Source organism: Sphingomonas sp. NPDC019816 (assembly GCF_050274375.1).
In the GTDB taxonomy this organism is placed as follows: Bacteria; Pseudomonadota; Alphaproteobacteria; order Sphingomonadales; family Sphingomonadaceae; genus Sphingomonas.
This window is the reverse complement of record NZ_JBNNOB010000047.1, coordinates 1-24,684: the sequence shown is the minus strand read 5'-3', so window position 1 is coordinate 24,684 and position 24,684 is coordinate 1. Positions and strand designations below refer to the sequence as shown.

Sequence of the window (24,684 nt, the reverse complement as noted above, 5' to 3'; positions counted from 1 at the left end):
GGTCGCCGGCAGCGGGGCGCTGCGGGCGCCGTCCGCGCGGGCACGGGGCGGGATCAACGTCGCGGTGCTCGACCCCGCCGCTCTGGTGCCGCCCCCTACCCCCCATTCGAGCTGGGCGTTCCTCGCCACGCACGACGGCCTGATCGCGACGCGCGAGATGCGCAGCGAGGCGTTGCGCTACACCGCTGCGGGGTTCGGCATCAGTTGACATGTCGGGGTGTCGACATGTCGGCGTGGCGATCGATTGCCCAGGCCGTCGCCCCAGCGAAGGCTGGGGCCTCTTGCGGCTCTTGAAACGCGCTACAACCGGGAGATCCCAGCCTTCGCTGGGATGACGATCCCGCCCGGTCCTACCGCGGCGTCAGCTCCACCAGCGCGCCGTTGTCGCCGTCGCGCAGTACCCAGAGCGAGCCGTTCGGGCCTTCCTCCACCTCGCGCGTGCGGGACCCCAAGCCGATGCGGGCGACCTCGCGCGCGGTGTCGCCGGTGACGCGGACGCGGACCAGGTCCTGTTGCGCGAGACCGGCGAGCAGGAAGTCGCCGGTCCAGCCTGCGAACGCACTCCCCCGATACTGGATCATCCCGCCCGGCGCGATCACCGGCGTCCAGCTGACCAGCGGCGCGGTGTAGGCGGTGTTGGTGCTGTGGCGCGGGATGGGCGTGCCGTCGTAGTTGTCGCCCTCCGACACCTTGGGCCAGCCATAGTTCTTGCCCGCCTGGATCAGGTTGAACTCGTCGCCGCCCGCCGGCCCCATTTCGGATTCGAACAACCGCCCGTCGCTGGCGAAGACGAGGCCGTAGGGGTTGCGATGGCCGAGCGTCCAGATTTCGGGTTTCGGACCCGAAGCGAAGGGATTGCCCGACGCAGCGCTGCCGTCGAGATTGATCCGCACGATCTTGCCGAGCGTCCCCGCCGGGTCCTGTGCGGGGTTGAATTGCTGGCGCTCGCCGGTGCTGACGAACATCGTGCGCCCGTCGGGCGCAAAGGCGATCCGCCCGCCCAATTGCCCGCCGGTCGTCGCCGGCGTCGCGCGCCACACGACCGTCACGTCGTCGAGCCGCGGCATGCTGCCGGACACCAACGTTGCGCGTGCGACGGCGAGCTGCTGCCCGCCGGTCGCGGGTTCGGCATAGGTCAGCCAGATCCGCGCATTATTCGCGAAGCCAGGGTCGAGCACGACGTCCTGCAGCCCCAATTGCCCCGAATAGGTGACGCGCGGCACGCCCGACACCTGCGTCTTGGCGCCGGCTTGCGTAACGAGCTGCAACCGTCCCGGCTTTTCGGTGACGAGCGCGCGCCCGTCGGGCAGGAACGTCATCGCCCAAGGATTGTCGAAGCTGGCGACGACGCGCTGGTTGACTGCCGTCACGGTGGGTGTCGGCGTCGGCGTGGCGGTCGCGGTGGGTGTCGGGGTCGGCGTCGGCGCGCTGCCGCTCTGCCCGCCGTTGCCGCCATCCTCGCCGCAGCCCAGCACCAGCGCGGCAAGCGCGACCGGCAACAGATGATATGTCCGCATGGGTTCGTATCCTCTCCCGCGTCCCTGCCCTTTCCAAACGCATGGCCCCCCGGGGGTGCCCGGCCTGCGGTGAAGCGGGGCCACGGTCGGCCCGGTGTCTTCGTTCTGTTTCCAAAATGTAACTCAGTCGTCTCCGGACATGTCTAGCGCGCCGCCCGACGAACACGGGGGGTTATCATGGTATCGCGTACGGGTATGTTGTTGCGGTCGGCTGCGGCGGTCGCATTGATCGGCATGGGCGCCGGGTCGGCCTGGGGGCAGACGGCTGGCAACGCCACAGCGGGGGCTGCGCCGACGATCACCGCGGAAGATGACCAGTCGGGCGGCCTTGCCGACATCGTCGTCACCGCGCAGAAGCGCAAGACGAACCTGCAGGACACGCCGATCGCGATTTCGGTGCTCGACGACAGCGCGCTGCGCAACCGTCACGTCCAGTCGCTGGTCGATCTGCAGGACGGCGCGATCCCGTCCTTGCGCGTCGCGCCCTTCTATTCGCGCAATTCGGCGCTGATCGTAAACATCCGCGGCGTCGGCGTCTTGAGCGACAGCAACCAGCCCGCGCGCGACCAGGGCGTCGGCGTCTATATCGACGGCGTGTATCTGGGCCGTGCGCAGGGCCTGGGTACGGCGCTATACGACGTGCAGAGCATCGAGGTGCTGAAAGGCCCGCAGGGCACGCTGTTCGGCCGCAACACCGAAGGCGGCGCGCTCAACATCGTCACCAAGAAGCCGACGGGGGAATTCGGTTTCAACGGCACCGCCGGCATCGGCAATTACGGCAGCTACAAGGGCGAGGCGCATCTCGATCTGCCCGCGTTCGCCAATGTCGCGGTGAAGCTGGACGGCATCGTCACCAGCCGCAACGGGCTGGTGAAGAATCCGATGTCGGGCCAAGCCGACTTCAACGCCTTCGACCGCCGCGGCTTCCATGGCGAGGCGCTGTGGAAGCCGGTGACGGGCTTCAGCGCGGACTATTCGTTCGACACGTCATATGACGCCTCGACGCCGCTCTACCTCCAGTCGATCACCGCCGGCACGCTGCCGCGCGCGCCCGCCCAGCCGCTGCAGCCGACCCGCGTCGGCACCGCGAACGTCGGCGTTCCGCAGCAGCCCAGCATCGGCAAGACGCACGGCCATCGCCTGACGCTCGATTGGCAGGCGGTGCCGGGCCTCGAGCTGAAGTCGATCACCGCCTATCGCGCGATGACGCAGTCGCAGTTCGACAATGGCAGCGCCAACACCTCGGTCTACGCGCCGAACGGCGCCTTCGCGCGCTACAGCCTCGCCTATTTCAAGCAGCACCAGTTCAGCCAGGAGGTGCAGGCGATCGGCGAGACGGCGCAGCTCCATTACCTCGCCGGCGCGCTCTATTATCGCGAGAAGGTGGAGGACAATGCGCAGGCGTTCAACACGATGCGCTGGAACGCCGACGGCACGGCCGCGAGTGTGATCCCGCTCGTCATCGCCGACCAGCGCGTCGACCGCGCGAGCCACGTGACCACCGAAAGCGTCGGCGTGTTCGGCCAGGCGACCTGGACCCCGGATTTCGCCGAGGACCGGCTGCATCTGACGGGCGGCGCGCGCTGGACGCGCGATGCCAAGCATGGCGAATTGTTCATCGTCAACGGCGCGCTGCCGAGCGTTAACGGCGTGTCGGCACCGCGGGCCCTTGATGCGCACTGGTCGCGCATCGACCCGATGGTGACGCTGGCCGCCGACCTGACGCGCGACGTCCATGTCTATGGCAAGTGGAGCACCGGCTATAAGTCGGGCGGCGCCAATTCGCGTTCGCTCACCTATGCGCCGTTCAATCCGGAAACCGTGTCGATGTTCGAAGCCGGCGCGAAGATGGAATTCTGGGACCGGCGGGCGCGCTTCAACGTCGCTGCCTATGTCGGCGACTATAAGGACATCCAGATCGATTTCAGCGCCAATTACCAGCAATATGTCACCAATGACAAAGGCGAGCGGGTGCTGCTCAACACCACGCGCACCACGACCGAGACGACCAACGCGCCCGGCACCGGCCGCCTGAAGGGCTGGGAGGGCGACTTCACGCTGCTGCCCGTCACCGGCCTGACGCTGACCGCCAGCTACGCCTTCACCTATGTCCACATCCCGCCGACGTCGAACCCCTTCCCGCAGACCAGCGGCGTGGTGGTGACGACGCCGATCCGCATCTATCCGGTCTATACCCCGCGCAACGCGGCGAGCGGCGCGATCGATTACGAACTGCCGCTGACCGGCACGACGTTCCGCGCGCATCTCGACGGCAATTATGACGACGGCTTCTACGTCAATTACAACGATCCGCAGACGGGGGTGCGCCAGCCCAAGGGGGACGGTGCATTCGTCGTCAACGGCCGCCTGGCGCTGACCGACATCCGGCTGAACGGCACCGGCGCGACGCTGGGCGTGTCGATCTGGGCGCGCAACCTCTTCAACGAACAGCATCTGTTCTTCCGGGCGCTGAGCCCGCTGCTCGGCACCTATGGCTTCTTCAACGAAGCGCGGACGCTGGGCGCCGAAGTGAACGTGCGGTTCTGATGCCGCCCCGTGCTCCCGCCCGATGCGGGAGCACGGGCGCCCCATGCCCTGCTCGTTTCCCCTTCGAAGGACGATCCGTGCGCCATCTCGCCCTCCTCCTCGCACTCACGCCTGCCCTCGCCATCGCGCGGCAGGCCCCCGCCCCCGTCGCGCCCCAAGTGCCGCACGAACGCGTCGTGCCGTTGCAGGGCGGGCAGAATTTCCGCGATCTCGGCGGCTATCGCACCGCGGACGGGAGGACGGTGAAATGGGGTCTGCTCTATCGCTCGGGCGCGATGAACGCGCTGACCCCGGCAGACTTTGCGGCGCTGGCCAAGCGCGGCCTCGTCACCGTCTGCGACCTGCGCGACACGCGCGAGCGCGCCAAGGCACCGGTCGCCTGGCCCGAGGCGCACAAGCCCGCGGTCTTCGCCGACGATTACGACATGAGTGGCGACATGCGTGCCCTCGCCGACCCCAAGCTCGACGGTGCCAAGGCCCGCAGCATCATGACGCACACCTATGCGGAGCTGCCTTTCCGTTTCGCCGGCGCCTATCGCCGCATGTTCGCCGAGCTCGCCGCGGGCCACGCACCGCTCGCGTTCAACTGTTCGGCGGGCAAGGACCGCACCGGCGTCGCCGCGGCGCTGTTGCTCACCGTGCTGGGCGTGCCGCGCGCGACCGTGATGCAGGATTATGTGCTCTCCAACCGCTATTTCGATCCCGCGCGCGCCGCCCGCCAGGATCCGAACGCGGCCGCCTGGACGAAAGCCCTGCCCGCCGACGTGGTGAAGGCGCTGATGGGCGTCGACCCCGCCTATCTCGACGTCGCCTTCGCCGCGATCGCCGCCAAGCCCGGCGGCATGGCGGCCTATCAACACGATCAGCTGGGCTTGGATGCCGCGACGATCCGCCGGCTGCGGGCGATGTACCTGACGCGGTGAAAAAGGTTCCTTAGATAGGGTGAAGATCTGTAATTTGCGTCCGCTCGGCGGTTGCATTTCGTCAGCGCAGCCCGTTGCGGTTGACGGATACGATACCGCTCAGCACCCGACGATTGTCCTCGCGCGGCTTACCGTGGCTTTTGGGAAAGAAAGGCCGAAGCCGTTCCATCTGATCGTCCGTCAGCCAGTGCAGGTCGCTCATTCCGGCCTCCTCTTGGAGCCCGAATTAAATCGCGCGCCTTGCACCAATGGGGCCTGACCCAATATCTGGAAACTGCTTTAACAAGTTGCTTCAAATTGATCGTTTCGATCTTGATCTTTCGGTCTAAGAGGAAAAATCCCTACGGAGTTTCCTGACCTTTATGACGATCGTTCCTGTGATCCTTTCGGGAGGATCCGGCACCCGGCTGTGGCCTATGTCGCGCCCCGAAATGCCCAAACAGTTGCTGCCGCTGACCGCGGACGAGACGATGTTGCAGCTGACCGCGCGACGGGCGCATGGCGAAGCCTTCGCGGCGCCGATCGTCGTCGCCAATGCGCGGCATGCCGATGCGATCGACGAACAACTCGCGGCCGCCGATGCCAAGCCGCAGGCGGTGATCCTGGAACCGGTCGGTCGCAACACCGCGCCGGCGATCGCGCTGGCGGCGCTGGCGGCGGGAGCGGAGGACGCGCTGCTCGTCATGCCGTCCGATCACGTCATCGCGGATGTCGAGGCGTTTCGCGCCGCGGTTGAGGCTGCGATGCCGATGGTCGCGGATGGCTGGCTGGTGACGTTCGGGATCGCGCCCGATGCGCCGGAAACCGGCTATGGCTGGATCCAGGTCGGCGACCAACTGGCCGAGGGTGTGCATCGCGTCGCACGTTTCGTCGAAAAGCCGCCGCGGGATCGTGCCGAGGCGATGCTGGCGGCGGGCGACCATGTATGGAACGGCGGCATCTTCCTGTTCCGCGCCGACATGTTCCTGGGCGCGCTGGCGGCGCATGCCCCCACGATCCTGACCGCGGCGCAGACGGCGATGCGCGATGCGCGGCGTGAGGGCGTGCGGGTCTATCCGGATGCGGACGCCTTCGGGGCGTCGCCGTCGGATTCGATCGATTATGCGGTGATGGAACGCGCCGATCGCGTGGCCGTGGTGCCGGTGGCGATGGGTTGGAGCGACGTCGGCAGCTGGGATGCGCTGCTCGCGATCAGCCCGTGCGACGAGCGTGGCAACCACCATCGCGGCGAAGTGCTGGCGATCGACACGAACAATTGCCTGATCCGATCGGACGGCGTCCGCATCTCGGCGGTGGGCGTCAGCGATCTGATCGTGGTGGCGTGCGGCAACGACGTGATGATCGTGCCGCGCGGTCACAGCCAGGACGTCAAGAAGCTGATCGAGGCGATGCAGAAGTAAGCGACGCGCCGGGCCGTCAGGCGATGACGGCCCGGGCGAACAGCGCGGCAATGCCATTGCGGCATGACGTCGCCCTGCTCATTGGATCACGATTGGCAGGCGCATCGAGTGTCACGATAGCGTAACGCTGTCTGCATCCTCATGTAACATTCCCCCGCCACGGGCTGCGGCGACACGACCGGTGCGGGGCACGCATCGGCGCCATCACGCTCAGGGGGAGCATCATGCACGCCATCCGTCCGGCCTTCCGCGCGCTTGCGGGGGTTTCGCTTGTCGCACTGGGTTTCGCCACGCAGCCGGCGCTCGCCGCCTCGGTCGATGCACCGGCCGTCACCCCGGCGGGCATGCCGATCGAGGGGCCGATCGTGTCGGGCCGCATCTATGACGCGAGCGGCCTCGCGCTGCCCGGCGCGCGCATCGTCGTCGAGGGGACGGGCGCACAGGCGACGACCAATTTGCAGGGTGAGTTCACCGTCGCGACGCCCGATGCGAGCGGTGACGTCACCTTGCTGATCGACTATCTCGGCCGTCCGCCGGTGACGCGCACGATCACCGCAGCCGAGCGCGGCCGTGCCGTGTCGTTCACTTTGCCCGCGGCGAGCGGCGGGGAGGGCGACATCGTCGTCGTCGGTGCGTCGCTGGTCGACAATACCGCGCGGGCGCTCAACCAGCAGCGCACCGCCGACAATACGATCACCGTCATCTCGGCGGACGCGATCGGCCGCTTCCCCGATCCCAATATCGCCGAGGCGCTGCAGCGTGCGCCGGGTGTCGGCATCGAGCGTGACCAGGGCGAGGGCCGCTACATCAACGTCCGCGGCGCGCCGTCGGAATGGTCGGCGATCTCGGTCGACGGAATCCAGATCCCCTCGGTCGACCCGACGACGCGTGCCGTCGATCTCGACACGATCCCGTCGGACATCGTCGCCAATCTGGAAGTGACCAAATCGCTGCTCCCCTATCAGGACGCGGATTCGATCGCGGGTGCGGTCAACATCACGACGCGGTCGCCGTTCGATCGTAAGGGCTTCGCGCTGACCGGCATGGGCGGCATGAGCTACAACCAGTTCGGCAAGGGCCACGACTATCGCGGATCGGCCGCGGTCAGCGACACGTTCGGCCAGGATCGCCAGTTCGGCGTGCTGCTGTCGGGTAGCTATTCCTCAACCCACCGCCGCCCGGACAATGTCGAAAATACGTGGAGCCAGACGCCCGCCGGCCTGCGCGTCACCGAAACCCTGTTCAAGGATTACGACACCAAGCGCCAGCGGATCGCCGGTACCGGTGCGTTCGAATGGCGCCCGTCCGACGCGACGCACGCTTGGGTGCGCGGCACCTATGCGCGCTTCCAGGACGACGAATTCCGTGACCGCCTCGGCATTCTGTGGAGCGAGGGCACGTTGCAGGCGGGGTCGACCGATCGCGCCGCGACCTACACCAACACGCGCATCGAAAAGCAGGTACGTCACAGGAAGCAGGTGAACGAGATCTGGAGCGTCACCGGCGGCCTGGAGCAGCGGCTGGGCGACGGCACGATCCGCGCCGACGTGGCGTATAGCGAGACTTCGCAGACCTATCCACGCCGCGACGAACTGCTGTTCCGCTCGACGTTGCGCCCCACGCTCTCGTACAATTTCGCCGACGCGGACCTGCCGAGCTATTCGCTGTTCACCAGCAAGGAGTACCTCCAGACCGGCACCTTCGCCTTCCGCGAGAACGCCTTCCGGTCGAACACGACGAAGAACGACGAGCTGACGGTCGCCATCCGCACCAACCTGCCGATCGCCGAGTACGTCACGCTGTCGACGGGCGGCAAATATCGCGAGCGCCACATCAGCGCCGACGAGGAGCGCTTCCGCGACCGCCGCAGCAGCGCAGCGCCCAGCCAGACGCTCGCCGGCCTGCTGTCCGATCAGGACTCGCGCAACTTCGACTATGACCTTGGCAAGCGCTTCGACACCGGCCTCGCCGACGCCTATTTCGACGCGGCCAAGACGACGTCGGAACGCCGCCTGCCACAGTCGCTGACCGCCGATTACACCGCGGAGGAAAGCATCCTCGGCCTGTTCGGCATGACGAAGTACGTCAACGGCGGCACGACGTTGATCGCGGGCCTACGCGTCGAGACGACCAACTTCCAGTCGAGTGCGCCGAGCGTGTCGCGCACCGGTGCGATCGTCACCGCGAGTGGCAAGGCGGGCTATGTCGACTTCTTCCCCAACCTGACGTTGCGCCAGGCGTTCACGCCGAACCTGATCCTGCGGGCGGCGCTGAGCCGCGCGATCAACCGCGCCAACTTCCCGCAGCTCGCGCCGCGCGTGCTCGAGACGACTGAGGGCAATACGATCCGCGTTGAGTCCGGCAATCCGCGCCTCAACCCGACGTTGGCGAACAACGTCGATGCAGGCCTGGAATATTACATCCGGCCGCTGGGCGTGATCTCGGTCAACGGCTTCTACAAGGACCTGACCGACTATCGCTACACGCTCAACCGGCAGGGCGTGTACCTGGGTCTGCCCGCGATCTTCAGCAGCCCAATCAATGCGCGCAAGGGCGAGCTGTACGGGGTCGAGCTGAACTGGCAGCAGCAGCTCTCGTTCCTGCCCGGTCTGCTGGGCGGCCTCGGCGTCTTTGCCAATTACACCTATACGCACGGGTCTGCGACGTTCGACGGCACGTACGGGGGGCGCAGCCGCTTCGCGCTGCCCGGCCAGTCGACGCATATGTGGAATGCCAGCGTCTTCTACGAACGCGGCCCGGTAAACCTGCGCGTCGCCTATACCAAGCGCAGCGACTATCTGGACGAGATCAACGCCGACAATCCCGCGCTGGACCTCTATTGGGAAGGCCGTGGCCAGCTCGATGTGACGGGTAGCGTGCAGCTGATGAAGGGCATCAACCTGTTCGCCGAGGGCAAGAACCTCACCAACACGCCGGGCGTGCGCTATTTCGGCGAGCGCTTCCGGACGTACGAATATGAGAAGTTCGGCTATTCGATCTTCGCCGGCGTGCGAGTGAAGCTGTGAGGAGCGCCCTCCCCGCCCTGTTGCTCGCCGGCTGTGCGAGCGTTCCGGCCGCGGCGCCGCTGACGCAGGCGCCGCTTATTGCGGCGAGCGCCGAGACCGATCCGGTCGATACCGCGCACGATGCGGCGGACGATCCCGCGATCTGGCGCAATGCGAAGGACCCCGCAAAGAGCCTGGTCATCGGCACCGACAAGAAGGCCGGCATCCACGTCTACGACATGGCGGGCAAGCGCGTGTCCTTCACCCCCGCCGCGCGGCTCAACAACGTCGATCTGCGCGAGGTCGGAGGGCGCGTGGTCGCGGTGGCGAGCGACCGGGCGGACGTCGCCCAGGCGCATGTCGCGCTGTTCACGCTCGACACGTCGGCACGGCGCCTGGTGCCGATGGGACGTTACCCGGTCGGCCCCGGCGAGGCCTATGGCATGTGCCTGTGGACACGCGCGAAGGACAAGGCGCTGTTCGGCTTCGTCGTGCTGAAGGACGGCCGCATCAATCAGGTGCGTATCGACCTGTCGGGCCCCTCCCCCGTGGTCATGCCGGTGCGCAGCATGAAGCTCGGCACGCAGGCCGAAGGCTGCGTCGTCGATGATCGGACGGCCACGCTCTACGTCGCCGAGGAAGACGTCGGCCTGTGGCGCTTCGCCGCGGATCCCGCCGCCCCCGCGACCGCCATCCCGATCGCGCGCGTCGACGGCAAGACGCTGGTCGCCGATGCCGAGGGCCTGGCGCTCGCCCCCAAGGGCAAGACCGGCGGCTATCTCGTCGTCTCCAGCCAGGGCGACAACGCCTATACGCTCTACCGCCTGCCCGCCGTCACCTACGCCGGCCGCTTCCGCATCGGCGGGGGCGCGATCGACGGCACCAGCGACACCGATGGCATCGAGCTGGCATTGGGCGACTTCGGCCCGGCCTACCGCCAAGGCCTGTTCGTCGCGCAGGACGGCGACAACGCGCCCGACACGCAGAACTTCAAATACGTCAGCTGGGCCAAGGTAAAGGCGGCGCTAGGCCTGTAGGATTGTCGACACGTCGAGGCGTCAGCCGGCATAGGCCTTGACCAGGTCGTATAGATAATCGCGGCCCGTATAGACTGCCTTCACGATCGCGCGTTCGTTGAGGCCGTGCGTGCCGTTACCGTCGGGATCGCTGTATAGGCCCGGCGGGCCGTAGGACGGGATGCCGATCGCCTCCAGATAGATGCCGTCGGTCGCGCCGGTCGACATCATCGGGGCGAGCGGCACGCCCGGGTAATAACGCGCGAGCAGCCGTTCGGCGGGCTGGACGATCTTGGGGTCGAGCGGCGGGGGCACTGCGGCGGGCCCGCGATCGTCGACCTGCTTCACCATCATGCGCGGATCGGCGATCACCCGTTCCAGCGTCGCGCGCACCGCTTCGGCCGACACGCCGGGGAAGATGCGGCAATTGATATTGGCGCCCGCGCGCTGCGGCAGCGCATTGTTGGCATGGCCGCCGTCCAGCAACGTCGCGACGCAGGTCGTGCGCAGCATCGAATGATAGCTTTTGTCGGTGTTGAGCAGCGTTTCGGCAGCCTTGTCGGTCGGGTCGGCCGCGATCCGCTGCATCGCCGCGCCCATCGCATCGCCGCGCGCCTTGCCCGCGACGCGGAAATAGGCGCGCGTGGTGTCGGACATCTGCAACGGGAAGTCATAGGCGCGCAGGCGACCGAGCGCGTCGGACAGTTCGTAGATGGCATTGTCGCGCACCGGCGTCGAGCTGTGGCCGCCGGGGTTGGTCGCCTCGATTCGGTAATTGACCGCCGCCTTCTCGCCGACATGGATGTTGGCGATCGCGAGATCGCCCTTGCCGTCCGACCGCCCGCCCCCGCCTTCGTTGAGCGCGAATTCGGCTGCGATCAGCTCGGGTCGGTTCTGCGCCAGCCACTTCATGCCGTTGAATGCCCAGCTGGTTTCCTCGCCGCAGGTCAGCGCCAGCTTGATCGTGCGCTTGGGGCGATAGCCGCTTTCCTTGAACCGGATCATCGTATCGACCCAGATCGCGTCCATCGCCTTCATGTCGGCGGTGCCGCGGCCGTAGAAATAACCGTTTTCCTCGACCATCTTGTAGGGATCGCGCGTCCAGTCCTTGGGGTTGGCGACGACGACGTCGAGATGGCCGATCAGCAACATCGGCTTCACCGTGCGACTGGTGCCCGGCAGCGTCACCACGAGGCCGCCCTCTTTCGGATGATCGGGCACCGCAAAGCGCGTGATCGCGGACGCCGTATATCCCGCCGCCAACAGCCGTGCCTGAACCGTGTTGGCGAGCGCGGTGCAGCTGCCCGTCGTGATGCTGGTGTCGGTCTCCACCATCTGCTGGTAGAGCGCGCGGAAGCGGGCCTGGTCGGGGCGCAGCGGCGTCGCGGGTTGCTGTGCCGCCCCGCTGCCCGACAGCGTCAGCAGCATCGCGCCGATCGTCGCCCCAAGGATTCCCTGCGTCCGTCCCGCCATCGCCCGCCCCCATTCGTTGTGCGGACACTATGCATGACGCCCGCCGACGAGAAAGGGAAATCCGGCCCGCGCCTGTCCGCGGGTCACACCATCCGCGCGTCACCTGGCCGGCTGATGTGGGTCGACGTGTCGACATGTCGGCGCGTCGGCATCGCCGGCTGATAGGCGACCCCGATCCGCCGCACCGCCCTCCCCCGCCGTGCAAGCAGCCCGCGTACATAGGCGCAGGCCGCGCCCTCGTCGGCAAAGCTGCGCACCTGCGCGCGTCCCCGCGTCCCGATCCGCCCCCAGCACGTCTCGATCACCACCTGCCCGAATAGATCGCGATACGCCGCCACCCGCCAGCGCCGGCGCACGTTGCGCGCCGCATCGATGGCGGCGAGATCAATGGGCGTGAACGGCAGCTCGTCCATGCCCGCAAATCTAGGTGATGCCGACAGGCGTGTCCGACGGATTTCCTGAATCAGTGGCGAACGTGTGATTCAGCCGGTGAATCAGGGGGCGTCATCGCCACCGAGCAGCCGGCGCATGCGTGCGCTGACGCGGGCGCCGACCAAGGCGACGACCAGCACCAGGATCGACAGACCCCAGATCGTGGCAAGCGCGATCAACAGGAAGCGCAGCATCGTGCGCGTCCCCCGGTCAATACGGTATGCGCGCCTTTATCACTTGTGCCGCTCCACCCAGGCACAGGCCCAGAACTACCGAGCCAACCGCATACCCAAGCGCGATCTCAACCATGCCTGCTCCTCTCGCGTCCCGCCCGTATCCGGCGGTGACGAGCGCAGCATAGCCCCCTTTCACAAAAGTGCCATAAACTTCGCCTTCGTCCCGTCGCACGCGGCGACAGGGGCCGGTCGTTAAAAGGCGTTGCGGTGGAGGATGACGCGGACGGTCAGGAAGATGATCTTGATATCCCGCCAGATCGACCAGTTTTCGAGATATTCGAGGTCCGCCTGCAGGCGGTTGCGCAGATCGTCCTCGACCAGGGTCGCACCGCGGAAGCCGCGCACCTGGGCAAGGCCGGTGAGGCCCGGCTTGGTCGCGTGGCGGTCCCAATAGCGCTGGTCGACTTCCCAGAACAGTTTGTCCGCGGCTCGCGATCCCAGGGCGTGCGGGCGGGGACCGACGATGCTCATGTCGCCCTTCAGCACGTTCACCAGCTGCGGCAGTTCGTCGATGCTGGTCTTGCGGATGATCCGCCCGACCCGGGTGATCCGGTCGTCGTCGCGCGAGGCGGAGCGATGGCCGGCGCCGTCCAGCTGCTGGACGTACATCGAGCGGAACTTGAGCATCTGGAACATCTGGTTGCCGCGGCCGATGCGCACCTGCTTGAACAGGATTGGCCCCGGGCTGTTCAGCCGTACCGCGATCGCGGTGAGGACGAGCAGCGGCAGCAGGCACAGCAAGGCGGCAGAGGCGAGCGCGATGTCGAACAGGCGCTTGACGATCCTGTCCGTCAGGTCGAGCGGTCCCGCCGCGACGATGACCGATGGCACGTCGCGATTGGGACCGAGGCCGAGCGGCGCCATCGCCACCAGTTCGGGGACGACGATCTCGCTCTGCACGTTCGCGCCGCGCAGCGCCTTGGCCCAGGCCATGCGATGTTCGGGCGCGCAGGTGACGACGACGCGGTCGGCGCTGGCGACCAGCGTCGCGAGGCGATCGTACATGTGGGGATCGTGCGCTTCCGGGTCGAAATAGGATTCCGCCGCCATCACCATCGAGAAGTTGCCCGGCGGGATCGGTGCGCCGCGGTCGCACAGCAGGATCGAGCTGAACGGATTGCCGCCGACGAACCAGGTGAGATGGCGGACGAACACATAGCGTCCCGTCACCAGCAGCAAGGCGGCCAGCGCCGATCCGATGCCGATCGTCAGGCGCGGAAAGGCGGTCGCCGACTTCAGGTAGAAGGCGGCCAGGATGACGCAGCCGATCGCGATCGCCAGCGCCTGGATGCCGCGACGGATCGCGCCGAACGGATCCTGCAGATTTTCGGAATCATAGGCGTCGAGATTGGAGGCGATCAGCGCGTAGAGCGGCATCAGCACCAAAGCGAAGACCAGCCAGCCACTGTCGACGATGATCGACTGACGGGTCAAGGCGGCGATCGCGAAGCCACCGAAGATGGCCGCCATGTCGCAGCACAGCAGATAGGCGATGGCGCGGAACTGCAGCAGCACGCTGCGCGGGCGCCAATGCGTCTTCACACTCTTGGGATCGGAGGTAGTCATCACCTGCCTGGAAGAAGGAGAGGGCCGGGAGACAGTATCGACGTTGCCCAGCATGCCCATACACCTAACCGCCCGGAAAGCCTCGCAAACAGAAGCGCCGGATTCTTAACAGCAATGGCGGATGATCTCAATCCGGTCCTACCGGCAAGACCCGTCCACCGGTGATGGGGGTGCGTCCGCCATACCCGCTCACGGCACGTCGGTAAAGGGTCGCTGCCGCCGCTCGCCCGCCCTTCGGTCCCCCTGCGGGACGGGCGCTTCCGCGATCGCGGTCAGGATCGCGCGGCCGTAGGCGGTCTTGGCGAGTGCTTGGCCGCGGGCCTCCGCCGCTTCGCGGGGGATAAAGCCTTGGAGGTAGGCGATCTCTTCCAGGCAGGCGATCTGTATGCCCTGGCGGTGCTGGATGGTGCGGACGAATTCGGCTGCTTCAAGCAGGCTGTCGTGCGTGCCGGTATCGAGCCAGGCGAAACCGCGGCCCATCGCCTCGACGTGGAGCGTGCCTGCGGTCATGTAACGGCGCGCAAGGTCGGTGATCTCCAGCTCGCCGCGGGCCGAGGGCACCAACGCTGCGGCATGGTCGCAGACGCTGGCGTCGAACATGTAGAGGCCGGTTACCGCCTGGTTCGATCGGGGGTGTTCGGGCTTTTCCTCGAGCGATACCGCCTGCCCGTCGTCGTCGAAGGCGATGACGCCGTATCGCTCGGGATCGTCGACGCGGTAGGAAAAGAGCGTGGCGCCGCCCTCCGCCTCGATCCGGGCGACCGCGCGGCGCAGCAAGGTGCGCAGGCCGTTACCGAAGAAAATGTTGTCGCCGAGCACCAGCGTCACCGCCTGCCCCGCGATCCAGTCGCGCCCGATCGTGAACGCCTGCGGCAGCCCCTCCGGCGCGAGCTGTTCGGCATAAGCGATGGCCAGGCCGAGCGCCGATCCGTCGCCGAACAAGGTGCGGTAATGCGGCAGGTATTCGGGGCTGGAAATAATCAGGATGTCGCGGATGTCGGCGAGCATCAGCGCCGACAGCGGATAATAGATCATCGGCTTGTCGTAGACCGGCAGCAGCTGCTTGTTGACGACCAGCGTCGCCGGATGAAGCCGCGTGCCCGTGCCGCCGGCGAGGATGATGCCCTTCATGCCGGCAGCCCCCTGCGCACGTCCGCAGCGCGGTGTGCGACGATCGGGCGCCACCAGGCTTCGTTGTCGAGATACCAGCGGATCGTCACCTCCAGCCCGGTGTCGAAGCTTTCGCGCGGGGTCCATCCGAGTTCGTCGCGGATCCGCGTCGCGTCGATTGCATAGCGTTGGTCGTGGCCGGGGCGGTCGGCGACGAAGGCGATCTGTGCGGCATAGGAGCGGCCGTCGGCGCGCGGGCGCAGGTGGTCGAGCGTTGCGCACAGCGTCTCGACAACGTCGATGTTGCGGCGTTCGGCATTGCCGCCGATCGCATAGCGGCGGCCGGGCTGGCCGCGTTCGAATACGGCCTGCAACGCGCGGGCATGATCGTCGACGAACAGCCAGTCGCGCACCTGCTCGCCGCGGCCGTAGACGGGCAGCGCCTCGCCCGCGAGCGCCTTGACGATCATCAGCGGGATCATCTTTTCGGGAAAGTGATACGGTCCGTAGTTGTTCGAGCAATTGGTGACGAGCACCGGCAGGCCGTAGGTATGGCCCCAAGCGCCGACCAGATGGTCGGAAGCCGCCTTGCTCGCGGCATAAGGCGAACGCGGGTCGTAGGGCGTGTCTTCGGTGAAGCGGCCGGTCGGCCCCAGGCTGCCGAACACCTCGTCGGTCGAGATATGGTGGAAGCGGAAGGCAGCGCGGGCGGTCGTGTCGAGGCCCTGCCAATAGGCACGCGCGGCGGTCAGCAGGGTGAAGGTGCCGACGATATTGGTGTCGACGAAGGCGGCGGGGCCGTCGATCGACCGATCGACATGGCTCTCCGCGGCGAGATGCGTGACGATATCGGGGCGGAAATCGTGCAGCGCGGCCGCGACCGCGGCGCCGTCGCGGATATCGCCGCGCACGAAGCGATAGCGTGGGTCATTCGCGACCGGTGCCAGCGCGGTCAGCGTGCCGGCATAGGTCAGCGCGTCGTAGACGAGCACCTTATGCCCCGTCTCGCGGATCAGATGGCGGACGAGCGCCGAACCGATGAACCCGGCCCCGCCGGTGACGAAGATACGCATGGTCACGCCTCGTACCATGCGAAGGTTAAGACCTATAGGCGGGGGTTGTGACCGATATGAACATTTGACATCGGTCGCTAACCTGCTGTCCGATCATCGCAAATTCGACGAAAATGACGGCGTGGCGGCGCGTATCGCAAAAGTGTCATGATATGACAGTCTTGCTGTAACGTTTGCTGCCTAGCAGCCCCCCACGGCGACGACGGTCCGATGTGATCGGAGGCGGGCGCCGCGTCGGTCGTGCGCGCCGGATTTCGGTCGCGCGTCGCCAAGGGGGATAAATCCATGTCGATGGTTCTGCGTGCCCGTCGGGCGCGCCTGCTGTGCTGTGCGTCCGTCATGCTGCTGGGGGCGGCGACACCGGCCCTTGCGTCCGGCCCTGCCCTGCCCGCCGATCCGGCCTCACGCGATGCCGCGGGTCCCGATCCGCAGACCGACATCATCGTGCGTGCCAACCGCCTGGCGACCGCACAGAAGGAACAGTCGCCCGCGGTGGTCGACACCATCGTCTATGACGACGTCGAGACGATCGCGGCGGACGGCAACATCGTCGAACAGCTACGGCTGCTGCCCGGCATCAGCACGATCGACGAGGGCGATGCGCCGCGTTTCGTGACGATCCGCGGCATTGCGCCCGATCTCAACCAGACGACGATCGACGGCATCACCCTCGCCTCGATCGGCAATGACGGCGAGGGATCGCGGATGATCAACCTGCAGATCATCCCGTCCGAACTGTCGCAGCGCACCGACGTCTACAAGACCTTCACCGCCGAACAGGATGGCGGCGCGATCGGCGGTATCGTCGATATCGTGACGCGCAGCCCGCTCGACCTGAAGCGCCGCTACACGATGCTCGACGGCTATAGCAGCTACCAGTCGTTCCGCGGGCCCGACGGGCGCAACACGATCGGCGGCAGCGCACAGCATTGGGGCGGCGGGGCCAAGGGCGTGTTCGCCGACCGCTTCGGCTCGCACGGCCAGTTCGGCATCCTGCTGTCGGCGCGCTACCAGAGCCGCACGCGCAATTCCGCCAAATGGTGGCAGCCGGTGAAGAATTACTTCGACGCCAGCGGCAAGGCGCTCGCCGGCCCCGATGCGGGCAATTGGGATGGGCGCGCGGTGCCGGGCGACCATAGCTACGGCAGCTATACCAACCGGCTGCGCACGGCGGGCAGCAGCGGCAAGCTGGAATGGCAGGCGAGCGACCGCATCCGCGCCTCGCTGCTCGGCTTCGGTTATCGTCTGTGGGAATCCTCGACGATGAACAAGAACGACTATTACACGCGCAGCACCATCGTCGCGCGCACCGCGAACGGCGGCCGCTCGCAGGTCAACAGCATCTATTCGCGCTACCGCTACGACACCTGGGACAAGAAGACGTACGGCGGCATCGCCTCGCTCGCCTGGCGCGGCGACGCGTCGCACCTCGACGTGCGTGGCGGCTATACGCGCGCGATCTACGACAACGTGCAGCCCTATGTCGGCGTGCGCACCTATCCCGCCAAGCTGTTCCTCGACTGGGAGGATGGCAGCGAGGCGACCGGCGGTATCCCGCGCGTGACGGGGATCAGCGATCCCAACGCGCCGTTCTCGTCGATCTATAAGCTCAGCACCGCCAACATCACCGAACGCTCCGCGCGCGAAGGCCTGACCGACCTGCGCGTCGATTATGCCTGGAATACTGAGGCGAGCGACCGCGGCTTCGGCCTGGCGACGGGCGTCGAGTTCCGCCGGCTCGACCTGTCGCGCGACCTCGACGTCAACACCTATCGCCTGGGCCGGGTGATGACCGACTATCTGGTCGATCCGAACTATCGGCCCGTCGGCTCGGCCATGTCCTTCCCCTGGATCGACTATAACCGCGCCAAGGGCACCCTGTGGCAGCAGATCGGGCTGGATGCGCGTGCGACCGCCTATCAGGAACGGGCCAGCGACTATCGCTATGTCGAGCGGTTGTGGACGCCCTATCTGTCGCTGCATCACGCCAGCGACGCGACCCGGCTGGTCGCGGGGCTACGCTACGACCACATCGGTTTCGACGCCTACCAGCCGGTGATCCGCAGCGGCGTGGTGCTGCCCGGCCAGACGGTGCGGCGGGGCGGCTATGCCTATCTGCTCCCCTCGTTCGCGGCGGACCATGACCCGGGCGATGGCACCAAGCTGCGCTTCGCCTACAGCCGCACGCTCGGCCGGCCGACGCCGGGCGACATCGCCCAGCCCGAAACGATCAGCTGCGGCGTCGAGGACGAAGAGGCGGGTGGCCCCGATTGCTCGATCCGCCGCGGCAATCCCAATCTGCGGCCGCGCCGCGCCGACAATCTGGACGTCGGCGCCGAATATTATTTCGGCACGCATGGCGTGATCGCCGTCGCCGCCTTCGCCAAGTGGATCAAGGACGACATCTACGTCCTGCGCTCGCTGCAGGAGGTCGACGGCACCACCTATGCGGTGCGCGAGCCGACCAATGCAGAGCGGTCGCGCCTGTATGGGATCGAGTTCCAGGTCGCCGAGCACAATGTCGACGTGCTGGGCCGCAAGGTCGATCCCTTCTTCAACGTGACCTTGCTCGACGGGCAGATGCACGTGACGGGCGAGGAGACGGGCACGCGGACGATCGACCGGCTGATGTACCAGCCGCGCGTCACGCTCGGTGCCGGCGCGACGGTACGCCTGCCCGAGATCGCGGGCGCGATCCGCGGCACCGTCAGCCATCGTTCGGCGTCGCTGACCGCGCTGGGGGTCACGCCCAAGGACGATACCGGCCGCGCGCCGCTGACGGTCGTCAACGCGGCGCTGTGGCACCGCGTGCTGCCGCACGTGACCTTCAAGTATGAGATCAACAACCTGTTCGACGACCAGCCCAAATTCCTGGCCGGCAACCGTCTCCAATATGTCAACGAAATCGACGATTATGGGCGCGCTGCCTTCTTCCACATCGTGCTGAACTGACCGGCAAGGGACCTGACCATGATCGATCGCCGCCACCTGCTTGCCGCCTTTCCGATGCTGTGGATGGCGGCGCGCGCCGGTGCGCTGCCGGCGAACCCGCGCAACCTGATCGACGCGCCCGGGTTCCTGACAACGCCCTTCGCGCTCGGCGTCGCGGCGGGCGATCCCGATGCGGACGGCTTCGTCGCCTGGACGCGGATCGTCCCCGAACCCGCGCAGCCCGATGGCGGCATGGTGGCGGCGCCCGTCCGCGTCGGCTGGGAAGTGGCGCGCGATCCCGATTTCCGCCAGATCGTCCGCCATGGCGAGGCGATCGCCCACCCCGAGCTCGCGCATGCGGTGCATGTCGAGGTGACGGGGCTCGAGCCGGCGAGGCCCTATTGGTACCGCTTCACCTGTGGTGGCCATCGCAGCCCGGTCGGGCGCGGGGCGACGCTCCCCCTGCCCCAGGCGCGGCTCGACCGGCTGCGCTTCGCGGTCGCCGGCTGCCAGAATTACGAGGAAGGCCTGTACACCGCGTGGCGGAAGATCGCCGAGGAGCCGGTCGATTTCGTCTTCCATTACGGCGACTACATCTACGAAGGCCCTGACCGCGGCCCTGCCCCGCGCCGCATCGCCGGCCGGGTGGTGACGCCGATCCGCCGCCACACCGGGGGCGAGATCCAGTCGATCACCGATTATCGCCTGCGCTACGGCCTGTACAAGTCGGACGCGGATCTGCAGGCCGCGCATGCCGCCGCGCCCTGGTTCGTCAGCTTCGACGATCACGAGGTCGACAACAATTGGGCGGGCGACCACGACCAGGACGGCACGCCGCCCGAACTGTTCCTGATGCGCCGTGCGATGGCGATGCAGGCCTATTACGAACATATGCCGCTGCGCCCGCGCTCGATGCCGGTCGGCGCACAGATGCGCATGTATCGCGATGCGCGCTTCGGCGACCTGATGCAGGGCTTCTTCCTCGACACCCGCCAGTATCGTTCGGATCAGGCCTATGGCGATGACGACGTCGTGCAGGGTCCGGACGTCTATGCGCCCGATCGCACGATGATGGGCGATGCGCAGGAGGGCTGGCTGTTCGACGGCCTGACCCGATCGACCGCGCGCTGGAACCTCATCGCGCAGCAGGTGCGGCTGATGAACATGCACTATACCAAGCCGGGCAAGGACGTGCCCATCGCCTCGATGGATCAATGGTCGGGCTATATGTACAGCCAGCGTCGCCTGCTCAGCCACATCGCCGATCACTGCCCGGGCAATGTCATGACGGTCAGCGGCGACGCGCATCGCCATTATGCCGGCGATCTCGTCCACGACCAGCGCGGCGGAATCGTCTCCAGTGAGTTCCTCGCCACCTCAATCACCTCAGGCGCCGACGGTGTCGGCGACGATGACGACTTCACCCGCTCGGCCAAGGCGCATACGCCCGAACTGATGGCGATGACCGATCGCCGCGGCTACGTGCTGTGCGACGTCGGCCGCGATACCTTCCGGGGCGACCTCAAGATCCTCGACACCGTCGCGGTGCCGGACGGCCGCCTGTCGACCTATGCGAGCTTCGTGTCGGAACGCGGCAAGCCCGGGCTGCACCGGGTGTGATAGGCGACATGTCTATGTGTCGACATAGCGACACATAGACATGTCAGCATTCAACCACGTTGACCGCCAGCCCGCCGAGGCTGGTTTCCTTATATTGCGAGCGCATGTCCTCGCCGGTCTGGCGCATCGTCTCGATCACCGCGTCCAGGCTGACGACGTGGCTGCCGTCGCCGCGTAGCGCGAGATAGGCGGCGTTGATCGCTTTCACCGCGCCCATCGTGTTGCGTTCGATGCAGGGGATCTGGACGAGGCCGCCGATGGGGTCGCAGGTGAGGCCGAGATTGTGCTCCATGCCGATCTCGGCGGCATTTTCGATCTGCGCGTTGCTGCCGCCCAGCACCGCGGCGAGCGCGCCGGCCGCCATCGAGCAGGCGACGCCGACCTCCCCCTGGCAGCCCATCTCGGCGGCCGAGATCGAGGCGCGCTTCTTGTACAGCATGCCGATCGCCGCGGCGGTGAGCAGGAAGGTGCGCGCGCCCTCGCGTCGCGTGGTCTCGTCGCGGGCGACCAGCGTCTCGTAGAAACGCAGGACGGCAGGCAGCACGCCCGCGGCACCGTTGGTCGGGGCGGTGACGACGCGGCCGCCCGCGGCATTCTCCTCGTTGACCGCGAGCGCCCACAGGCTGACCCATTCGAACACTTCGGCCGGGTTGCTGCCGGGGACGCAGCCGGTGAGGCCTTGCTCGATCGCGCGCGCGCGGCGCCGGACCTTCAGGCCGCCGGGGAGCATCCCCTCCTGCGCGATGCCGCGGTCGATACAGGCGTGCATCGCCGTGCGCACCGCGTCGAGGAAGGCGTCGGTCTCGGCCGCCTCGCGCCACGCGGTTTCGTTGGCGCGGACGATCTCGGCGATGGTGAGGCCAGTCGCCTCGCCCAGCTCAAGCAGCTCGGCGCCCGAGCTGAACGGGTGGCGGACCGCGACGTTGCTCGCCGACGCCGGCGCGCCCTTGCGCAGGATCGCACCCCCGCCGATCGAGAAATAGGTCTCGGCATAAGCGGTGCCGTCGGCGCGTTGCGCGGTGAAGGTCATGCCATTGGGGTGCTCGGGCAGAAATTCGCGCGGGTGGAAGACGACGTCGCTGGCTGCGAAGGCGAGTCCGTGCGTGCCGGCGAGCGGCAGCCGCCCCTCCGCGCCGATCCCCGCGAGGATGTCGGGCGCCGCATCAGGATCGAGCCGCTCGGGCTCCCAGCCGGCCAGCCCCAGGATCGTCGCAGTATCGGTCGCATGGCCGCGCCCGGTCAGCGCGAGGCTGCCAAAGAGGTCGCAGGTGACGCGGGTCGGCGCCGTCCCCTGCCCCACCGCACGCTGTGCGAAGTCGAACGCGGCACGCATCGGCCCGACGGTGTGCGAGCTCGACGGCCCGATGCCGATCGTGAACAACTCGGCGACGCTGATCGGCCGATGCAGCCCCCGGTCGAGCGGTAGAGGTGTAGACGTGTCGACGTGCATGCATGTCCTCATCGCCGGCTCCGATGCCGGCCGTGCGCATGCCCCATCTGTCGCTTGTGCCTGAGATCGCTATCCCGTCGGCGGACGTGCAGGGTGGCCCTTCACGCCTCTCTCCAGATATTCTCGCATCGCCATGGTCCTTCTGCCTGAGAGTTTCCGGGGCGGTTGCTCCTTCGGCGCCGGGGCGTGCCCGGTCTCTCCCATGTCGATGGCGGCGGGTATCGGCCGGGGCGGGGGAGGGGTCAAGGGCGCGTGGCGTCGCGCTTCGATGCGTGATCCCGGGATTGTGCTGATGTGCCCCGCCCCATTAATCGTGTGTCAGAGGGCGGGCCACGCTCTTGTGAGATCGAACGGGAAGGGTAGGGGCGAGACGTAGGGTGCGTCGGGAGGCCATGTCTGCGGGCGATCTGCCGACATGTCGACAGGACGACATGTCTCAAGGGGAAGGGATCAACCCGAACGGGTCCCATTTCCTACTCGAAAGCACGAACTGTTGGAGGCTTGCCCCCGTTTCCCCTCGTGAAAACGGCATGGGGGTCCAAATCTTCGTGCTTTCGAGTAGGAAATGGCCATGGCCCGTACCCCTGCTTCGAATCGTCCTGCCCATGGTGCTGACGGCATCCCTCAGCGCGATCTGTTCGCGCTCGACAGCCCGCTGCATGGCGAGATCCGCGGCGAACGCTCGCTGATGGCGTTCCCCTTCTTCGCATTGTCGAAAAACGCCTGGATGAAGCCGCTTACCTACGATCACGCGACTGTCTCGATCGAGGTGCGCCCTTCAGCGAGCGGCGTCGCGACGATCTACGACAAGGAAATCGTGCTCTACATCGCCAGTCTGATGGCGGCGAAGCTGGAGGCGGGCGATCGGGTCGAACAGGATTTCGTCTTCACTGCGCACGATCTGTTCTCGGCGACCGGTTCCAACCATTCGGCGCGCAGCTATGGCCGGCTGTCCGAGGCGCTGGAACGGCTGCAGGGTACGCAGATCAAGACCAATATCGAAGCGGGTGGCGAAGGGGAGGAGGGCTTCTTCTCCTGGCTGTCCGAAGCAAAGCTGCACTATAGCAAGACGAAGAGCGGCGAACGGCGCCTTAAAGCCGTCAAGGTGCGACTGTGCGACTGGCTGTATCGTGCGATCCTGCTCGATCGCCATGTGCTCGACTATGCGGCGGCCTATTTCCAACTAGGGCCGATCGAACGACGCATCTACGAAGTCGCGCGCTCGACCTGCGAAGAGGGGAACGTGCTCGACATCGATCTTGCCACCTTCCGGCTCCAGATCGGCTATCAGAACCCGCTGTCGAACTTCAAGGCGGCGCTGAAGCAGATCGTCGCGACCGACGGCATCCCCGATTACCACCTTGAGCTGGTCGAAGAGACCGAGGCCGCGCCCCCGGCCGGCGATGCCCCTCCGCGCCGCGGCCGGCGTGCACCCCAAGCCCGCGTCGTCATCACCCCGCGTGGCCCTGCGCTGACTGCGGACGGCCCGCGCGAGGGGTGAGGCGGGTCGGCCTGGAAGGCTTTGCGAAGAAGAGGGATTGTCGCGCAGAGGCGCAGAGAGCGCAGAGGGGTATCGTGCGCGGCAGCGCTATCTCCGTCTTGCGCGTAGACAGGGCGCTGTTGCGGCACGCGCAGCATCTCCGCGTCCTCTGCGCGAACCCCTTCCTCGCGAATCATCGGCCGAATCAAGCACGCCCAATCGGGGCATGACGGCGCGCCGATCCGCCCGATTGTCGTCAATTGTTACTCGATAGCACGAAGTTGAACCGTGCTTATTCTACTCGAAAGCACGAATGGAGCGGCAATTCCTATCCGAAAGCACGAACTTTTTCTGGTTTAAATACTCGAAAGCACGAATCTTGGTCGCTTCCGTTGTTGGATCATTGCTGCAACAAGATCGGCGATGCGCGTCATGTCGACGCAGCGGAAAGCAGGAAGCGGCCGTGACCACATAAAGGAAAGCCCGGCACGAAGGCCGGGCATCCCAAAGGGGGTATTGAAGAGCGGCGTCGCCAAACGTCACTCCACGTGAAAGCATCACCACTTCACGGGCTCTTCCTACCGTCCCGCCCCATCGGGTGCAAGGATGCGCGTTTCGCGCCACGGTCTTTTTCATCCCCGGTCCCGGCCCCCAAGGGGGAAGGAAGATGACGGCATTTGCCCTCAGCGCGGCAAGTGCGCGCGTACTCGCGCGTGCGGCCAGCGGGCGTACGGCCCAGGCTGCGACGGTCACACCACGTGCGCGATCGGGCGGGCTGCACCGCACCGGCGCGCCCGTGCGCCGTGGCAGTATCGAGGCGGGGACGTTCGAAGAGGCGTTCTTCGCCGTCCCCGCGCCCGGCGAGACCGACCGCATGCTCACCGCCTGCCGTCGCGCGCGCGACG

At 66.9% G+C, this 24,684-nt stretch carries 16 protein-coding genes, 3 pseudogenes and 1 riboswitch; of the genes and pseudogenes, 10 read left to right on the top strand and 9 right to left on the bottom strand.

The window, feature by feature from the left end; translation table 11 throughout:
- Positions 1-208: pseudogene (locus ACQKJZ_RS09065) on the top strand (hypothetical protein); the annotation flags it as partial.
- A gap of 142 nt (positions 209-350) precedes the next feature.
- Here ACQKJZ_RS09065 and ACQKJZ_RS09060 read toward each other — a convergent pair.
- Complete coding sequence (locus tag ACQKJZ_RS09060; protein ID WP_312489458.1) at positions 351-1,517, bottom strand: PQQ-dependent sugar dehydrogenase; 1,167 nt, start codon at positions 1,515-1,517, stop codon at positions 351-353.
- Between the two features lie 177 nt (positions 1,518-1,694).
- On the opposite strand from ACQKJZ_RS09060, the gene ACQKJZ_RS09055 reads away from it, so the two are divergent.
- Positions 1,695-4,064, top strand: coding sequence for a TonB-dependent receptor (locus tag ACQKJZ_RS09055; RefSeq protein WP_312489457.1), 2,370 nt, complete (start codon positions 1,695-1,697; stop codon positions 4,062-4,064).
- Between the two features lie 77 nt (positions 4,065-4,141).
- Positions 4,142-4,987 (top strand): tyrosine-protein phosphatase, encoded by an 846-nt coding sequence (locus ACQKJZ_RS09050; RefSeq protein ID WP_312489456.1) that lies wholly within the window; start codon positions 4,142-4,144, stop codon positions 4,985-4,987.
- Between the two features lie 64 nt (positions 4,988-5,051).
- Here the strand turns inward: ACQKJZ_RS09050 and ACQKJZ_RS09045 are convergent.
- Positions 5,052-5,189 (bottom strand): annotated as a pseudogene (locus ACQKJZ_RS09045) (transposase); the annotation flags it as partial.
- Between the two features lie 160 nt (positions 5,190-5,349).
- On the opposite strand from ACQKJZ_RS09045, the gene ACQKJZ_RS09040 reads away from it, so the two are divergent.
- The 3 genes from ACQKJZ_RS09040 to ACQKJZ_RS09030 all read left to right on the top strand — a co-directional run bounded on the left by ACQKJZ_RS09040 (position 5,350) and on the right by ACQKJZ_RS09030 (position 10,429).
- Positions 5,350-6,387 (top strand): mannose-1-phosphate guanylyltransferase/mannose-6-phosphate isomerase, encoded by a 1,038-nt coding sequence (locus ACQKJZ_RS09040; protein WP_312489455.1) that lies wholly within the window; start codon positions 5,350-5,352, stop codon positions 6,385-6,387.
- A gap of 224 nt (positions 6,388-6,611) precedes the next feature.
- Positions 6,612-9,413, top strand: a complete 2,802-nt coding sequence (locus tag ACQKJZ_RS09035) for a TonB-dependent receptor (RefSeq protein WP_312489454.1) — start codon at positions 6,612-6,614, stop codon at positions 9,411-9,413.
- On the top strand, positions 9,410-10,429 hold the full coding sequence (locus ACQKJZ_RS09030) for a phytase (protein WP_312489453.1): 1,020 nt from the start codon (positions 9,410-9,412) through the stop codon (positions 10,427-10,429). Before ACQKJZ_RS09035 ends, ACQKJZ_RS09030 begins: the two co-directional genes overlap by 4 nt.
- A gap of 21 nt (positions 10,430-10,450) precedes the next feature.
- Here the strand turns inward: ACQKJZ_RS09030 and ACQKJZ_RS09025 are convergent, their stop codons facing one another.
- From ACQKJZ_RS09025 to rfbB, 6 genes are all read right to left on the bottom strand, one after another.
- On the bottom strand, positions 10,451-11,881 hold the full coding sequence (locus ACQKJZ_RS09025) for a M20/M25/M40 family metallo-hydrolase (protein ID WP_312489452.1): 1,431 nt from the start codon (positions 11,879-11,881) through the stop codon (positions 10,451-10,453).
- An 83-nt stretch (positions 11,882-11,964) separates the two neighbouring features.
- The gene (locus tag ACQKJZ_RS09020; protein ID WP_312489451.1) at positions 11,965-12,294 is read right to left on the bottom strand and encodes a WGR domain-containing protein; all 330 of its coding nucleotides are present in this window, start codon (positions 12,292-12,294) and stop codon (positions 11,965-11,967) included.
- Between the two features lie 81 nt (positions 12,295-12,375).
- Positions 12,376-12,507: a hypothetical protein gene (locus ACQKJZ_RS09015; protein ID WP_312489450.1), complete on the bottom strand. Its 132-nt coding sequence runs from the start codon at positions 12,505-12,507 to the stop codon at positions 12,376-12,378.
- A 234-nt stretch (positions 12,508-12,741) separates the two neighbouring features.
- Entirely contained in the window at positions 12,742-14,115 is a 1,374-nt protein-coding gene (locus tag ACQKJZ_RS09010) for a sugar transferase (protein WP_312489449.1), read from the bottom strand.
- A gap of 189 nt (positions 14,116-14,304) precedes the next feature.
- Complete coding sequence (gene rfbA, locus ACQKJZ_RS09005) at positions 14,305-15,246, bottom strand: glucose-1-phosphate thymidylyltransferase RfbA (RefSeq protein ID WP_312489448.1); 942 nt, start codon at positions 15,244-15,246, stop codon at positions 14,305-14,307.
- Positions 15,243-16,298: a dTDP-glucose 4,6-dehydratase gene (rfbB, locus tag ACQKJZ_RS09000; RefSeq protein ID WP_312489460.1), complete on the bottom strand. Its 1,056-nt coding sequence runs from the start codon at positions 16,296-16,298 to the stop codon at positions 15,243-15,245. Before rfbB ends, rfbA begins: the two co-directional genes overlap by 4 nt.
- 285 nt (positions 16,299-16,583) lie before the next feature.
- On the opposite strand from rfbB, the gene ACQKJZ_RS08995 reads away from it, so the two are divergent.
- Together ACQKJZ_RS08995 and ACQKJZ_RS08990 are read left to right on the top strand one after the other, a co-directional pair.
- Positions 16,584-19,250: a TonB-dependent receptor gene (locus ACQKJZ_RS08995; protein ID WP_312490402.1), complete on the top strand. Its 2,667-nt coding sequence runs from the start codon at positions 16,584-16,586 to the stop codon at positions 19,248-19,250.
- A gap of 18 nt (positions 19,251-19,268) precedes the next feature.
- Positions 19,269-20,849 carry an alkaline phosphatase D family protein gene (locus ACQKJZ_RS08990; protein WP_312490403.1) on the top strand — a complete coding sequence of 527 codons (1,581 nt, stop codon included), beginning with the start codon at positions 19,269-19,271 and terminating at the stop codon, positions 20,847-20,849.
- A gap of 43 nt (positions 20,850-20,892) precedes the next feature.
- Here ACQKJZ_RS08990 and ACQKJZ_RS08985 read toward each other — a convergent pair whose 3' ends face one another.
- On the bottom strand, positions 20,893-22,299 hold the full coding sequence (locus ACQKJZ_RS08985; protein ID WP_312490404.1) for an L-serine ammonia-lyase: 1,407 nt from the start codon (positions 22,297-22,299) through the stop codon (positions 20,893-20,895).
- Positions 22,300-22,423: 124 nt separating this feature from the next.
- Positions 22,424-22,512, bottom strand: a riboswitch (glycine riboswitch).
- 352 nt (positions 22,513-22,864) lie between these two features.
- On the opposite strand from ACQKJZ_RS08985, the gene ACQKJZ_RS08980 reads away from it, so the two are divergent.
- Positions 22,865-23,800, top strand: coding sequence for a replication initiator protein A (locus tag ACQKJZ_RS08980; protein WP_427730840.1), 936 nt, complete (start codon positions 22,865-22,867; stop codon positions 23,798-23,800).
- A 646-nt stretch (positions 23,801-24,446) separates the two neighbouring features.
- A pseudogene (locus ACQKJZ_RS08975) lies at positions 24,447-24,684 on the top strand (hypothetical protein); the annotation flags it as partial.